The organism is Planomicrobium sp. CPCC 101079 (assembly GCF_007859275.1).
In the GTDB taxonomy this organism is placed as follows: domain Bacteria; phylum Bacillota; class Bacilli; order Bacillales_A; family Planococcaceae; genus Planococcus.
The window spans coordinates 19392-34146 of the sequence record NZ_VOHC01000007.1; the positions used below are offsets into that span (position 1 = coordinate 19392).

The 14755-nt window shown below is 40.0% G+C and carries 17 protein-coding genes; 5 read left to right on the forward strand and 12 right to left on the reverse strand.

Going from position 1 to position 14755, the window contains the following annotated elements; translation table 11 throughout:
* Window positions 1-248: 248 nt before the first annotated feature.
* Together FQV28_RS19380 and FQV28_RS03115 are read left to right on the forward strand one after the other, a co-directional pair.
* Window positions 249-533, forward strand: coding sequence for a hypothetical protein (locus tag FQV28_RS19380; RefSeq protein WP_222433231.1), 285 nt, complete (start codon window positions 249-251; stop codon window positions 531-533).
* Entirely contained in the window at window positions 530-847 is a 318-nt protein-coding gene (locus tag FQV28_RS03115) for a hypothetical protein (RefSeq protein WP_146494145.1), read from the forward strand. Before FQV28_RS19380 ends, FQV28_RS03115 begins: the two co-directional genes overlap by 4 nt.
* Before the next feature lie 148 nt (window positions 848-995).
* Here the strand turns inward: FQV28_RS03115 and FQV28_RS03120 are convergent, their stop codons facing one another.
* The 7 genes from FQV28_RS03120 to FQV28_RS03150 form a co-directional block, all read right to left on the reverse strand.
* Window positions 996-1958 (reverse strand): HNH endonuclease, encoded by a 963-nt coding sequence (locus FQV28_RS03120; protein WP_146494146.1) that lies wholly within the window; start codon window positions 1956-1958, stop codon window positions 996-998.
* Window positions 1959-2072: 114 nt separating this feature from the next.
* Window positions 2073-2273 (reverse strand): cold-shock protein, encoded by a 201-nt coding sequence (locus FQV28_RS03125; protein WP_106531654.1) that lies wholly within the window; start codon window positions 2271-2273, stop codon window positions 2073-2075.
* 486 nt (window positions 2274-2759) lie between these two features.
* A complete protein-coding gene (locus tag FQV28_RS03130; RefSeq protein ID WP_146494147.1) occupies window positions 2760-3014 on the reverse strand; it encodes a hypothetical protein in 255 nt (84 codons plus the stop codon).
* 15 nt (window positions 3015-3029) lie between these two features.
* Window positions 3030-3935 (reverse strand): acyl-ACP desaturase, encoded by a 906-nt coding sequence (locus FQV28_RS03135; protein ID WP_146494148.1) that lies wholly within the window; start codon window positions 3933-3935, stop codon window positions 3030-3032.
* Between the two features lie 607 nt (window positions 3936-4542).
* Window positions 4543-4812, reverse strand: coding sequence for an excalibur calcium-binding domain-containing protein (locus FQV28_RS03140; protein ID WP_146494149.1), 270 nt, complete (start codon window positions 4810-4812; stop codon window positions 4543-4545).
* A gap of 299 nt (window positions 4813-5111) precedes the next feature.
* On the reverse strand, window positions 5112-6080 hold the full coding sequence (locus FQV28_RS03145) for a PfkB family carbohydrate kinase (protein WP_146494150.1): 969 nt from the start codon (window positions 6078-6080) through the stop codon (window positions 5112-5114).
* Window positions 6081-6241: 161 nt separating this feature from the next.
* Entirely contained in the window at window positions 6242-7696 is a 1455-nt protein-coding gene (locus tag FQV28_RS03150; protein WP_146494151.1) for a glycoside hydrolase family 32 protein, read from the reverse strand.
* A 445-nt stretch (window positions 7697-8141) separates the two neighbouring features.
* On the opposite strand from FQV28_RS03150, the gene FQV28_RS03155 reads away from it, so the two are divergent.
* Both FQV28_RS03155 and FQV28_RS03160 read left to right on the forward strand, forming a co-directional pair.
* Complete coding sequence (locus FQV28_RS03155; RefSeq protein WP_146494152.1) at window positions 8142-8927, forward strand: DUF4240 domain-containing protein; 786 nt, start codon at window positions 8142-8144, stop codon at window positions 8925-8927.
* 283 nt (window positions 8928-9210) lie between these two features.
* Window positions 9211-9942, forward strand: coding sequence for a Bax inhibitor-1/YccA family protein (locus tag FQV28_RS03160; RefSeq protein ID WP_146494153.1), 732 nt, complete (start codon window positions 9211-9213; stop codon window positions 9940-9942).
* Window positions 9943-10072: 130 nt separating this feature from the next.
* Here FQV28_RS03160 and FQV28_RS19415 read toward each other — a convergent pair whose 3' ends face one another.
* From FQV28_RS19415 to FQV28_RS03170, 3 genes are all read right to left on the reverse strand, one after another.
* Complete coding sequence (locus FQV28_RS19415) at window positions 10073-10513, reverse strand: hypothetical protein (protein WP_255472780.1); 441 nt, start codon at window positions 10511-10513, stop codon at window positions 10073-10075.
* A gap of 17 nt (window positions 10514-10530) precedes the next feature.
* A complete protein-coding gene (locus tag FQV28_RS19420) occupies window positions 10531-10851 on the reverse strand; it encodes a class I SAM-dependent methyltransferase (protein WP_255472781.1) in 321 nt (106 codons plus the stop codon).
* A gap of 70 nt (window positions 10852-10921) precedes the next feature.
* Window positions 10922-11473, reverse strand: coding sequence for a dihydrofolate reductase family protein (locus tag FQV28_RS03170; RefSeq protein ID WP_146494154.1), 552 nt, complete (start codon window positions 11471-11473; stop codon window positions 10922-10924).
* A gap of 179 nt (window positions 11474-11652) precedes the next feature.
* On the opposite strand from FQV28_RS03170, the gene FQV28_RS03175 reads away from it, so the two are divergent.
* Complete coding sequence (locus FQV28_RS03175) at window positions 11653-12870, forward strand: aminotransferase-like domain-containing protein (RefSeq protein WP_146494155.1); 1218 nt, start codon at window positions 11653-11655, stop codon at window positions 12868-12870.
* A 581-nt stretch (window positions 12871-13451) separates the two neighbouring features.
* Here FQV28_RS03175 and FQV28_RS03180 read toward each other — a convergent pair.
* Both FQV28_RS03180 and FQV28_RS03185 read right to left on the reverse strand, forming a co-directional pair.
* Window positions 13452-13979 (reverse strand): CPBP family intramembrane glutamic endopeptidase, encoded by a 528-nt coding sequence (locus FQV28_RS03180; protein WP_255472783.1) that lies wholly within the window; start codon window positions 13977-13979, stop codon window positions 13452-13454.
* A gap of 430 nt (window positions 13980-14409) precedes the next feature.
* The gene (locus FQV28_RS03185) at window positions 14410-14736 is read right to left on the reverse strand and encodes an IDEAL domain-containing protein (protein WP_370455109.1); all 327 of its coding nucleotides are present in this window, start codon (window positions 14734-14736) and stop codon (window positions 14410-14412) included.
* Window positions 14737-14755 lie beyond the last annotated feature (19 nt).

Genomic DNA, 14755 nt, shown 5'->3' on the forward strand with positions numbered 1-14755 from the left:
TTTTACATTAAGACTCTGTCAAGTAGTAACGTTAATACTTCTTATTCCTTACTTCTATACTGCAAGTGTATTAAATGAAAGTTGTAATGAGATACTTTAAAACGTAGAATAGAAATAACAAAACTGCGTATTATACAGATGAAGGAGCCTTCCTTTTGGATCAGCAAATTAAACAAGCACTCTTTCAGATCATTCATCTCTACAGTGAAAAAGGGCCGCAATGGAAACCTTGAAAAGATTTAGTTCATTTGAAGAAACGAATTAGCAGAAGAGATGTACCTGTTGATTTCTTGTTGCAAGATTACAACGAACTTATAGTTGAAATCGTGACAAACGTTGAAAATAACATTCACTTCTATCGTCTGTATAGTTTTCATCAAAGTTACTTTGCTTTTTCTTCAGACCATTGGATAGTTATTATTGGCGAGGATGGATTAATGGAGACCGCTATGAAAACAAGTTCTACTGAACGGTATCTATCTGAAGAGAAAGGATATATCTATATCGGTACAGTAAAGGAGGTTATTTCATGAGTCAGATGGAAAAAATTTATCTTTATGGTGAAGGAATCACTGATCTTGAAACCAGTCCTTTTGAGATGCTCGAAGCTTTCCACATTCGAAGTGAGCTGCATCATCTGCCTTTATCGAAAGAGGAAAAGAAAATCCTTGCCGCTTACGACTTGAAACTATTAAGCAATGTTAAACACGTATTTGAACACACAAATAAAATATATGATTTTTCCCAATCAAAAGAGGCGGTTGACGAATGGTGGTGGCATTTGGATTTGTTGCTAAAAGGCGAAATTATTTTAAGTGCAATGCCTCTAGAGGATTATGTGAGTTAGATGTGAGTATTACAATCGCCACAAACAAAAAAGAGTGACCACTTTTTTCTGCTGGGGTTATCGGTGGTCATTCTTTAAGTTAAACATCGCTACTGCCTTAATATTTCAGCTCTTTATCAATGCCTTCGCTGATTAAAATTTTAAATTTTTATAGATATAGTTTTAACAAATCACTAGAGCTAATCTCTAACCCGCATTTTTCTAACCGTCCTTTACGCTCTTCATACAAATCTTTTATCATAGGCTTTTTTTCCGCCATAGTCGCATGATGAATCTTTTTGTGGCAAAGGGCACATAAGGAAATAATATTCGCTTCTACGTCTAAGCTTTTTTCAAAATCTCTCTGGTATTCCATAGGAATTAAATGATGCGCTTCCACATAGTTCGCTCCTGTAGTAGAGGAAGTGAAAAACTTATGTGTGTGGTCTATTTCACAAGTGCTTTTAGCTAAAGCGATAGCTCTTTTTGCTGTTATCGGATCTCTAGTCCAACTTTGCCTATGGGCAATGATATTTCTTGTTTCGATAAGATCCTTAGGCTTATCTTCCACTTCCGGAAAAGGGGCATTAACCCGTTCCATGGATTGTTGGAAATCTTCCTCATTTCTATATTCCACAAATCTAAAGTTCTTTGATGATAATAACTCTAATAAAAGCCAGTAATTTTGAACATCGAGTTTTTGGGTTGATTGATTAAAACTCTTTAGCTCGCTCCAAACACCTCGTACGTCTTCGAAAAGAAGTGGATCAAACACAGCTATGGACGAACTAATAAATTGATATGCACCTTTATAACTTTCATTTTCTGGCGCAGAATGCAAATACTTATTTCCCAAGATTGCCAGGGCTATGACGCTTCCTTTGAATTGAAAAAGGATCAAGGAACCCGCCGGTGTATCCATTCCGTTCTTAAAATTATAGTCAATGTTCGGCAACGTATGCCTGAACCAGTTCTGCACTTCTTCAACCCTTTTCCCTTCAAACTCCGGATCCTTTCCAGACATAGGCAGAAGGCGAATGGCTGGAACTTTTTTAGGAAGAGCTGCAAATTGCTCCATCAAGTTACCAACTTGTTCTTGCCGTCTATCTTCAAACAATCGGCTTTTTAGCATCTATATATTCCTCCAACTTTTTTAAGTCAACATATATTTCTTCACAGAAGTAGTTAACCTCAAATTTAGCACATAAAAAAAGACCCTACATTTAGGGTCTTTTTTTAGCTATTATTAAGCTTTTTGAACGTTCGTAGCTTGTAGGCCACGTTGTCCTTGTTCAATTTCAAACGTTACATTTTGACCTTCGTCTAAAGATTTGAAACCTTCACTTTGGATTGCTGAGAAATGTACGAATACGTCATCTCCTGCTTCACGCTCGATAAATCCAAAACCTTTTTCTGCATTAAACCACTTAACTTTACCTTGTTCCATAATTGTTGCCTCCTAGTGCGGCTATCCACACAATGTGTTACTATCCTTGCTCAAATACCTTAGACGAAAAACAAACTATATTCTCAATCTGAAAACGAACAAAAATAATTCTTTTTAACCATAACAGATAGTGGATAAAATAGAAAGCAAAGGGCACCGTTCATTTTTCTAATGAATTTTGTTTAGCTATTCTCCTATTATCTATATCAATATTTTAGAACGTAAAAAGCCATCCTCCAAAGAAGATGGCTTTCCTTTTTCCTACTCCTTTATCCTAGGTTCCTAATATATAATGAAGCAATTATTTATTCTTGCCGTGTTAATATCATTGGAACCTAGTTGGATTTCTTTTCACCAATCTAAATTTCATCTATTTCACTAAAGTGATGCATCTTTAATACATTGCGTACTTGCAGTACTGTTTTAAGAGATTCAATTTATTGCTCATATGCTTTCAACTTAGGCTCAATAAATAGAGTGGAGGGATTAATTTTCGATTTCAAGAATAGCCTCGATTTCTTCTTGGATCTCTCTATTCACCATAAGAGAACGTTTTTTTCTCAATTCAAGATCCATTTCTTTGTCAATGAAATTATTCGTATGTTTATCAAAACAATGGAAACAAATAGAGTAAAAGTCTTTATTCTCTTTCTTCAAAAAATTAAATTCCCACGTTTCAATTTCCAAATAACTTACTTTATCTTTCGTTTCTTTTCCACATAATTCGCAAGTTGTTTTCATGATAAAAAACCTCTTTCATACATCTGCCTTTTGTTTTTTTCCTAGTTGGCGATCTTTAATTCTTTTTAAGCGCCCATGATATTTCAATATGTTCGCTTGTGATTGTTTGGCCTCTTCGCTAGTAGGTTGCAAGTTGGCAATATCCCAGTATTTAACAACTACATCTAATACTTGGTCAAAGTATTGTAGTGGTCCATAATTCGTATCTATTGCAATGGTTTTCATTCTCTCGTTAAAGTCTGGCATAACGGCACCTGGCATAGAAAAATTAATAATTACCTTCTCAAAATAAACAATGAAATTCGGATCAAGTTCAAGATGTGCTTTCACTGTATCGCGATAGAATGCATAATGAAGTGCTTCGTCTTTCGCTACACGTCGAAGCAATGTTGCTAAATCTTTGTCGTAAAGACCCGCTACCTTAGCTACATTATTATAAAAAACTAGTGTAGCTAACTCTTGCAAAGAAGTGTAAGCCATTGTTGCTAGAGGATTAGTGAAATCCGGAAACCAGCCACTTTCAACTACTCGTTTTCTTAATTCATGCAATCTTACGGGATTTACGTTTCGTGTCACCAATAAATACGTTTCAAGTAAGTTAGAGTGCTGATCTTCTTCAGCCGTCCAAGTGCGTACGAAATCATTTATTACTTCCATTGAATTTTTAAATGTATAATCCAAATGCGAAGTATACCAAGGTAAATTTACTTCTGTAAGTAATGCTGTTTCTACCGCAATAATTACACCTTCTGGAAGAGTTACTTGACTCTCATCCCAAGGAACTCGTTTAAAGGACATGGCCTTGTCCCATGGAATAAATTCGTGATAGCTCCAGTCAATATTTGCAGAACGTTCCTTGTGTAATTGATATAATTCTTTAATGCGCGGTTCTAAGCGTATATCCAAATCTGAATTTAACATTATCTTTTCTCCTTTAGGTGTTTTTCTAACTTTAAACCATTTGAATTTTTTTAACAATTATAATGTTAGAACGTTGGTGTAACCGTCAAGTAGGACAGATCAATTTTTCACAAATTCGGTTTTTTAACTTTTATTATTAAATATAGACATCCTTCTATTGTTTTACTAAAAGGGATTAAACTTTCAAATACAATGAAATTTCAAAACACCCATAATTCCGTACCACTTTCCCTACTAAAATTGTTTAATGCCAGCATGTAGTCGAAAAAGTTCTTCGCTTTCTCTTGCGCTTTAATGGTTTTCTTCAGATGAACCTCTCTTAATTTTTAATCTACTTTTTTCAGTTCAAATCGCTTTTGATAAATAAACGATAAAATTAGTATGTTAGCTAATCTTACCAATAAGCGGGTTTTTAAATAAGATTATTGGCGGGTTATAGGAATAATTCTCTAAAAGCAATTATCGGTACCTCTATTCTTTTTGTTTCCTACAAATAGACTTTATAAGGGATAGATACTTTTTTTATTTCCAATAAAAAGACAGCCACCATTAAAATGAAATCATTTCAACGGCAGCTGTCTTATTTAAATTTTAATGCAGGTATAATTTATCGTTCACAAGCAATAAGATCTTTATCGCGATCTCTTGATTTATTGGCATCGTAAAGTGCTTTAGAAACGTAAGGCTTGTAGTTGGTTTTTCCGCCCTTATTCTTTACTTTAGATGTTCTTGCAATTCCACCCTTATAAACTTTATTTACTTCTTTGCAATTCGAGTAAACTTTTACTTTAGCGTCAACAGATTCTACTGGGGCAACACTATACGTAAAACTGAATGCAATCGTAGCAGATAATAAAACCATAGATAACTTTTTCATCGCTGTTCCTCTTTTCTGAATAGGTTTTGTCTTTTTTTAGGAAAAAATAATTTTTAATAAAATTTAATGGAAGACTTTTTAACTATATCAGAAATAAGTAAACTAGCCTATAGTGATATTTGGAATTTTTTAACTTCGCTAAAGAACTTCCTTTTTTCTAATTCATCAATTGACACCAACACAAAAAAGCCCCTTATTCTAATCGAAATAAGGGGCTTCTTGTACTCTTCCATACCTTCTTTTTACAGGTCTTATTTTGAACATGCAGTTGATGTCACCATGCGAATAGCTAAAACCACTTAATACTTCGAATCTCCGCTAATAAGCACCCTAACCTCATCCAAGCGGGGAATTGCAGGAATCGCCCCGTTTTTAGTAGTTCCTAATGCCGCAGCCGCATTAGCAAACAAAATCATTTCTTCCAATCCTTTTGCTTGCAGTGATTTCCATGACGCGTCTTTCTTGATGAATTGATACAAAAACGAACCTAAAAACATGTCTCCTGCCCCCGTAGTATCAACGGCATTTACTTGGAATCCTTTTATATGGCCTGTATCTTTGCCAAATCGGTAAAAACACCCTTTCGATCCTAAAGTAACCAAGACAATTTTCAAGTCGAATTTGTCATGCAAAAATTGGGATCCTTCTTCAAAATCGCTGATGCCGGTAATAAATTCCAACTCTTCTTCCGATATTTTCAGAATATCCGCATATTGCATCCCTTCAATAATTGTTTCTTTTGCATGGCTTAGATTTTTCCAGAGGGCCGGCCGCAAATTGGGATCATAAGAAATGATCACATCTTTATCTTGTGCCGCTTTGACCGCTTTTACTGTTGCAGATTTTACCGGCTCATGCGTCATGGATAATGAACCGAAATGAAAGACCTTCGTGTTCTGCACCAATGTGGTATCTACTTCTTGTACTTCCAGCATGATGTCCGCTCCAGGAGAACGATAAAAGTGAAAAGAGCGGTCACCATTTTCACTCAAATGAACAAATGCCAATGTAGTGTTTACATCTTCCGAGTAAACTAAGCCCTGCAGATCAATATTCTCTTTTTTCAGGGTATCCCCTAAAAAAGAACCAAATTGGTCAGCACCCACTTTTCCTATAAACGCTGTTTTAGCATTGAATTTGGCTAGCGTTGCTAGAACATTTGCTGGTGCGCCGCCCGGGTTCGTTTCGAATAAAGTATTGCCATTTCCACTTTTTCCTGCTGGCGTAAAATCGATCAGCAGTTCTCCAAGGGCCACCACATCAAACATATTATATTCCCCCTTTTTTGCAGACTGTCTATAAGTTTGTTAAAAAAATAACCGAAAAAACTTAAATTAACATAGGAGTAAGAAGAGCTGAACAAGGTGCTCCAGGTGGGCTTTTACTGCTCTTACTTCTATATCTTTGCATCTTAATTATTCAGCAATTTTTAAAGCTCTTTTGGATTTCGCAAATTCCATTTCTCAAGTTCGATATCCACACGGCCATTTACTGTAAAAATGATTTCTTTTTCATTGTCTTCGGCGAAGAATCGGGCAGTGAATACTTCTTGTCCCCCGTTGACGAATATTTCAATTGCGCTGGTATCCAAATAAATGTGAAGGTCCTCCAGTTTGTCCAAAAAGCAGCTTCGGCTTTCAATTTCCCCGTCCGCGAACCGTTTTCTCTTCAACGTCAATCGGTTTATTTGTTTATCAAAGACGATCGATAGATTTTTACGGATTTCTATTTCTATGGTTTCAGCGTGATTTTGTTGAAAGCGAATCATTAGCTCGCTTACTATACCTGCGAGTTCAGGCCAAGTTCTTGTTTCATTCTCCAAACTTGTTTGGTACTCGAAGCTTTCCCATTCACGCATTTGCTTTAGTTCTTGCACCGGCTTTTGGATGATCCGGCCCTCTCTCAGCTCTAATTCCCGAGGAATCGTCAATGCATGTATCCAACCCTTTTCAATTGTTGGCAGGTAAGATTGCTGTTCGTCTGTTATGCCCATCCACCCAAGCATGATTCTTCTCCCGGCTTTATCTTCAAATGTTTGCGGGGCATAAAAGTCAAACCCTCTATCGAGCTCATGAAATTCGCCATGCGGAAACTCAGTTGTTCCGGCTTTCCACTTTCCGACAAAATAGCCTGATTGAAACTCATTCTGGTAAAGGCTTTCTTTTGCTTCCAACCCTTGGGGAGAGACGAGCAAGACATCTTGATCATCAAGTTCAAAAAAATCCGGACATTCCCACATATAGCCAAAATTCGTCAATCCATTAAGATGGCTCCCTGCTAAAATTCCTTTTAACTCCCATTCCACTAAATCACTAGAAGAAAAAAGAACAACCGCGCCTTCTTGATAAAACGTTTGTGCCCCAACAACCATGTACCATACGCCATCTCTTTGCCATACTTTCGGATCCCGGAAATGGGCGGTGTATCCTTCTGGCAACAGAACAACCGGCCCTTTTTTAACAAAGTCAAAACCGTTATGTGAAACAGCCATGCATTGAAACGTTTCGTGTGTGCCGTCTTCGTGATTCACATTTCCACTGTAAAACAGAACCATATCTCCATCCACTTCAACTGCACTGCCTGAATAACAGCCATCCTTTTCATACCACTCACTCGGCACAAGGGATGGCTGGTGCTCTTGCCAATAAACAAGATCCCGTGATGTATAATGGCCCCAGCATTTAGGCCCATGGACAGTTCCGAATGGATTCCATTGAAAGAAAACATGATAAGTGCCTTTATATTGGATCAGCCCATTGGGGTCATTTAACAAACCTACCGCTGGCATCAAGTGAAATTGCAGGCGGTGAGGATCCAAACTGTTGTTTTCTTTATAAGCTTCCAGTATATGAGAAATTCTTTCAAACCAGTTTAATTGCTGCATCATTAACTCCCATTTCTTATAAATATCATAGAGCAGAACTCATAGGAATGTAAAAACTCATTCACGCGAATCGTCACTTGCATAACCTGAATCACTGATTCGACCGGGACCTTCGTCTTGAAGCTTTAGTCATCACCACTTTTCTTTTCTTATAATATTAATATAAAACACTGCCAACTTTCCTGGAAGTTATTATGCTCGAAATGCAGATATAATAGTGTCTATTTTAGCAATTTTCAATTATAAAAAAATAAAAAGCGTTTCTTGATTTTTAAGAAGAAATCATAGCTGAAGTGCCTTTCATCAGCACCTGACTTTTATCATGTTTCTGCCTGAAATTAACCAGTGCAAAAAAGCCTGTCTGTATATACAATAAAAAATGACCGGATATAGGAAAGCTCTATTCCATTGGATCAAAAGATGAATGGTTTGAGGAGGTGCATCATTGGAAGCCCATTTAGTTTTTCAGAGCCGCTATTCAAATAAGTTTTGGAAAATATCCGTGGCAAAAAATTCACTTGCTGTCATATACGGAAGAATCGGCACTGGCGGAACTACGAGAGTAAAAGATTTCCCTTCGCCGGAAGCTTGCAAAAAAGAAGCCCACCGGCTCATTCAATCAAAATTGAAAAAAGGCTATCAGCCGTTTATACCCTCTCAACAGGAGATAGAAGAAAGCGCAATGACAGAATCCTACTTTTGGCAACTGATTGATGAGTGCAAAAACCATGCCGACGATGCTCATGGACCCTTGGATTGGCTCGTTTCTCGTTTATCCGGAAAATCTGTGACCGATATTATCAGCTTCGATTCCTTTTTGAACGATCATTATGGCAAATCGAATAGACGGGAGTTACGGGCCGCAGCTTCCATTGCAATGGGAGGGTGTTCTGACGATAGCTTCGATTCCTTCAGGGCATGGATGTTTGGCTTGGGAAAAGAAGCATATTATAAAGCAATTGAAGATCCGGAGACACTCCTTCCTTATTTAAAGCTGCTGAAAGAACAACAAGAAGTACCTCAACTGGAAGGGCTGTTGGCTGTTCCAAGCGGCGCATATGCTGCGAAAACCGGCGGCGGCATTGACGAATACATGAAACTGTATGATCAATTGATGAAAGAAGATTGGAGCGTTCCGGACAGCGGCTTGGACTGGGTTGAAGAGGATGAAGAAAGTTTGCGCCAACTGCTTCCGAAGCTGTGGATGGCTTTTGGTGAAAATCCTTTGTAAATCAAAAACAGTGTGAATAAAATGATCCGCAAACCAGGTGAGAACTTTTAAAGAAATTATGATCATACATAAAAAAGGGAAGAAAAATTGCACTTGCTGCATGGTTTTCTTTCCTTTTGTTTGGCCGTAGTTCTTTGCTCCTTTAATGGCAGTTGCTTTTATGTCTTTTTCAAATTACTTTTTATCGGCTAAAAGAGGGTATACTTAATTTGAACAGGATGTCGAAATTCGCTAAGAAATAGGATTTTCGGTGAATCATTAAATAATAGTTGGGGTGATTGCAATGAGAAGTGGAAATCCAAGTTTGAAAAACGGAGCGTTTGAAGGATTCAAGGTGGACAGAACAGGTCGGTCGATGACCATTTTAGGCACTGTCAATAAAACCTTCATTTTGTTGTTGCTGTTATTGGCTACTTTCGTCTATTCCTGGAATCAGTTTGCTGCCAATCCAAATAGCGCAATGCCGTTAATTCTTGTTGGTGGGATCGGCGGGTTTTTTGTAGCTTTGGTGACGATTTTCGTTCCGAAAATTTCGCCATTCACAGCACCTGTTTATGCTTTGTTGGAAGGGCTATTTCTCGGGGCGGTATCCGCCCGTTACGAGCTTCAATACGGCGGCATCGTGTTCCAGGCCGTACTTCTTACAATCGCCGTCTTGCTTGGTTTGTTGGCCGTTTACAGATCTGGCCTTATCAAGGTCACTCATAATTTCAGGCTGGGTGTCGCCGCTGCCACCTGCGCCATCTTCGTGGTCTACCTCATTTCCTTTATCGGCCGTTTTTTCGGGTTTCAGATTCCGCACCTGCACGAAGCGACTCCTCTTGGCATTGCGATTTCTGTCATCATTGTCATTGTTGCCTCGCTGAATCTCGTATTGGACTTTGACTTTATTGAGAATGCAGCCAAGCGACGAGTGCCCAAATATTTCGAGTGGTACGGGGCATTCGGTTTGTTGATTACTTTAGTCTGGCTTTACCTCGAGATTCTTCGGTTGCTGTCGAAATTGCGCAGGTAACAACCTAAACATCTTAAGAGCTGAAGTAAGGAGCTTTACGTTGGAATTCAGCCGCAAAAACCCGACCTCTTCGACTAGGCACAAAAAAAGCGATGCACTCTTTCATAGAGTGTCTCGCTTTTTTCTATACTTATACAACCGCCCCAACGATATACCTCGAAAACGTTATAGGCAGCCCTTTGCTTGTTGAATGTTTTTCAAATACCCGGCTTATGGCTTCTAAATGTTCCTTTTGCAAAACCTCCATAATTGAAGCCTGTTGGCCGAAACAGCGGTACTTTAACACATCCAGCGCGGACTGCAAATATTCTTTCGTTTCCACGAGTTCAATTTTCGCATCTGTGAACCCGCTCGATTCAAGCCGCTGTTTTAATTGATCCAAAACTGGTGTTCCAATATCCCGACTGAAGAGTTTCGGAAAAATAACCGGCAGTTCTTTTCCAGTCGACTCTCCCGGGTGCAGCCCCAAAATTTCTCCGCCTTTTTGGACCACCCTCTGAAGATCGAGGTAAGCGGAAGTTGGCCCTTTGCGGATATAGGCGCAGTCAAAAGCATTTTCTTCAAATGGCAAGCGTTCTTTGGTATTCCCTAAATAAAAGAAGCATTTGTCCTACGTACTTGGTTTCCAGTTGAGATGAAGCCGGCTGTTGCGTCAATCCCCACAATTTCTTTTGCATAATCGGCGCATTTTAACGTGAAGTCGCCGTGGCCGCAACCGGCATCCAGCGCTTTTTTGCCTTGGACCATGCCAGCCACTTCCCTGTCGAATATCGATTCACCGTTCGGCTCTTCATATACGGAATTCCACGGATACAAGTAGGCTCCTTCTGTCTCCCCTAGTTGCCTGTACCAGGCGATGGAATGAGGCGCTAACCAGCCCGGAAGCCGGGTAGGATCAATGAATTTCACGCTATTACTCCCTTCTGTTTATAGGAAGAGACACTCTTCGTCTCTAACTCAAATATAGTGAACGCCAATGCTAATTTTCCTGAATAACTTTGTACCAAATTTCAACTTGCTGTGGGGTCTCCAAGGTTCGCAGCTTCTCCAGACGGATTTCCAAGTCTTCAAGATGTTCGAATAACCGCAGCCCTTGGCCAAGAAGGATTGGGGCAAAAGCGATTTGCAGCTCGTCTGCAAGCCCTGCCTTGATCAGTTGCTGGCTGACATTTGCCCCCAACACTACTACGTCTTTTTCTTTTGCAGCAGCCTTGGCTTGCCTGATTGCACTTTCAATGCCATCGGTTACAAAAGTGAATGTCAGCTTGTCGTTTTCTTTCGGGTGCCTGGCTGGCGGGTTATGTGTCATCACAAACAACGGCACTTGGTACTCGTAGTGGCCGGCATAGTCATCTGTATTGCCGGCCATTTCAAATGTATTGCGCCCCAATACAACTGCACCAACGTTTTCCCTGTCAGCTAAGATTTCTTCTGTCGGTTTGTAACTGTCATAGAGCTTTTGAACCTCCCCGTTTCGATCATTGACAAAGCCATCGAGAGAAACAACCATTCCAAAATAAACTTTCGCCATCTCCATCCCTCCGCTCCTTGATTTTTATGCCTGGTTTCACCATAATGCAAACGTTTTAATTGTGCAATAAAGTATATTTCTACGAATTTTTATGCAAATCGCAAGGCATTCCAGCAAGAAAAGTGTATTATAAAGACTAATCATTTTTAACAAGTCTTATTGAGAAGGGGCTAATAGATATGCACAATAAATTTGCGAAAAGAGCGCGTTCACTTGAAGCTTCCGACATGCGCATCATCCTGACTGCTGGAGAACGTCCGGAATTGATTTCTTTTGCAGGAGGTCTTCCAGCCCCGGAACTGTTTCCGATCGAGGCATTGAAAGCGGCAAGCGAAGCCGTTCTTACAGAAGAAGGCCCTGCTTCCCTTCAATATAGTGCGACAGAGGGATACACTCCGCTTAGACAGAAAATAATTGCTCGCATGAATACTATCGGCATTCCGGCAGAGCTGAGCCAAATAATGATTACTTCCGGATCCCAGCAGGCCATTGACCTGACGGGCAGGCTTCTTCTTGATGAAGGAGATACCATCATTTGCGAAAGCCCAACCTACTTAGCGGCGATCAATGCATTCAAAACATATGAGGCCAATTTTGTGGATGTGGAAATGGATGAAGACGGCATGATTATGGAAGCGCTGGAAAAGCGGCTTCAAGAAAATCCACATGCAAAATTCATTTATACCATTCCCGACTTCCAAAACCCGACTGGCCGTACGCTCAGTCTTGAAAGAAGAAAACGGATGATTGAGCTCGCCAACCAGTACGATGTGCTGATTTTGGAAGATAACCCGTACGGAGCCATCCGGCTTTCTGGAACTGCCATTCCGCCGGTCAAGCATTTTGACACGGAAGGCCGCGTCATCTACTTGAGCTCGTTCTCCAAAATATTCGCACCTGGGCTCCGGCTTGGCTGGATCTGTGCGGATGAAGTCTTCATTGAAAAATACATAGCCCTAAAAGAATCTTCGGATATGCATTCGGACGGTTTTGCTCAGCGGCTTACAGCGAAATACATGGAGCAAAACGACATCGAAGAGCATATCAAAAACATCAAAATTGTTTATAGGAAGCGATGCATGACGATGATCGACTGCATCGATCAGTATTTTCCTAAAACTATTTCCTACGTCAAGCCCGAAGGCGGCTTGTTTCTTTGGATTGAACTTCCGGCTGCAATCGATGCCCGGAAAATTTCTTTGGAGTGTTTAGAAAACAATGTAGCAGTTATTCCCGGCGCCGCTTTTTTCGCCAATAAAGCACAAACCAATACGTTGCGGCTAAATTTCTCGAATACTTCAGAAGACCGAATCAAAGAAGGCATGAAACGCATCGGAAAAGTGCTGCACCGCGAAATGGATAATGAACCGACTTTCATCGAAACTGTGAAGTTATAAGAGAATTATCTTTTGAAATAGCAGTTGAATTAACAGCCTAAAAAAGCAGCTTTCATCTCAAAAATGAAACTGCTTTTTTGTCTTTTAATTTTGTTTTTAATGCACCAATCGAGCAGCCTGCATAATTCCTTGGCCGGCGTTTTCCTATGTGTGCTGATAGCAAATGGCTCTCTTTCGAATAAAAACGGTTGCGAGTTCTACTTTTGCCGGCTTTTTTTCTTGGTTACTGGTTTTGTTTTTTGATTTTTCCTTATGTAAATATATACATTTATTACTTATAACCCACTTGAAAGTGGGCATTGCCATGGCCCTTCATCTTTTTTACTGGTGAGTATGCCAGAGCAGGATTGCGGATTATGCAGCTTCCGAAAAGCCAAGATTTCCCTTGCCAGCATGCAATTCCTTATCGACAAGTTGTAACTCATTCCTTATAAGTTGTAACTCGCTTTTCTAAAGTTGTAACTCACTCTAAACAAATTGTAACTCGCCCTTCTCGAGTTGTAACTCGCTTCCCCCTAGCCTAAAAGCCTTGGCCTACACGAAGAGGACATCTACTCTTGAAGCATCGCTTATTCGGTTCATCACAATATCAATCCACTCGATACCATCAAAAGGTTACAAACGAAATGCCACATCACAGCCGGAAAAATACTCTTGGATTTTACGGTAACCCCTGCAAAAAACATTCCGCCAATCGAAAAAGCAAGGCATGCCATCCACGGAAATCCAAGTGAAAAATGCTGCAGCCCAAAGCCCAAGCTGGTGATTGCGACCGCCCACTTGTCCCCTAGCAATTCGGAAAAGCGGCTTAATAGCGCCCCTCGCCAAACCGCTTCTTCCAGCACGGCATTGGTTGCGGAGAAAATCAAGGCAAGAAGCCAAACTTCGCGGACAAGCACACCGCCGTTGAAGATTAGGAAGGGCACAAATGCCATTATATTGACCGCTAAAGCGATGATAAGAAACGTTTTGACCGATGTACGGTGAAAACCGCTCCAAATGAATGGAAAGTAAAGGGTTTCACGCCATTTTGGCTTTTGCCAATAGCGGATAAACGGGCTGCCTGTCGCACCCGCGTAGCCGAGCAGCGGAAGCAATATGACTATCAACGATGCCCTCCGCAAAATCATTTGCGCTTCAGCTGCTCCTATCTGCGTAATCCAATGTGAATTTATGTATAAGTAAATAGAGAATCCGATTCCGAATATGAGCTGAATTAAAAGAAGCTTCTTCATCGCCTTTCCAGTTTTAACCGTTAAGAGAAAGCAACCTAGCAGCCACACGCTGACTAGCAGGTAATTCTCGATTTGAAGTGCCACGACTAGAAGACCAAACAAAAAGAAGGCAATTATGTTTCGAAAAAATCGCTGATCGATACTCCCTCCTCCTTTCGATTTTCTACCAAATTTAGGGATGCTTGTTATTGATACGTTTATTCTTCCAATTTAGTTTCAATCAGTATAAAAAAGGAAAAGGCGCTGCAACTGCAGCGCCTTTTCCTTTTTTGCATTTTATCAGATAGAATCATACTTTTACGTATCAGTTCACCATTTGTTTTTTCGCATTCAATTCAGCGGAAAGCTCAAGAAACCATTTTTCATCGCCGGTCGATAGCGCCAAGTCAATCAAGAATTCCAACTGTCCGGCATCTTTTGTTTGGCCCGCTGGTACAGTTTCGACTTGCTTGACTGACATCGAGATGGTTTTTCCTATCAATTCGATATTATCACTTTTAACCACTGTGACATTCACAGCTTCTTTGGCTATGTTCATTGAGTCGACAAATCCAATTATCAGCTCCCCATGGCGGGAAATGCCTTTTACCCAGTCGCTGGTTGTTAAAATGGTTTGGTTGTTATTCAACATAGGTTTGCACCTCTTTTTT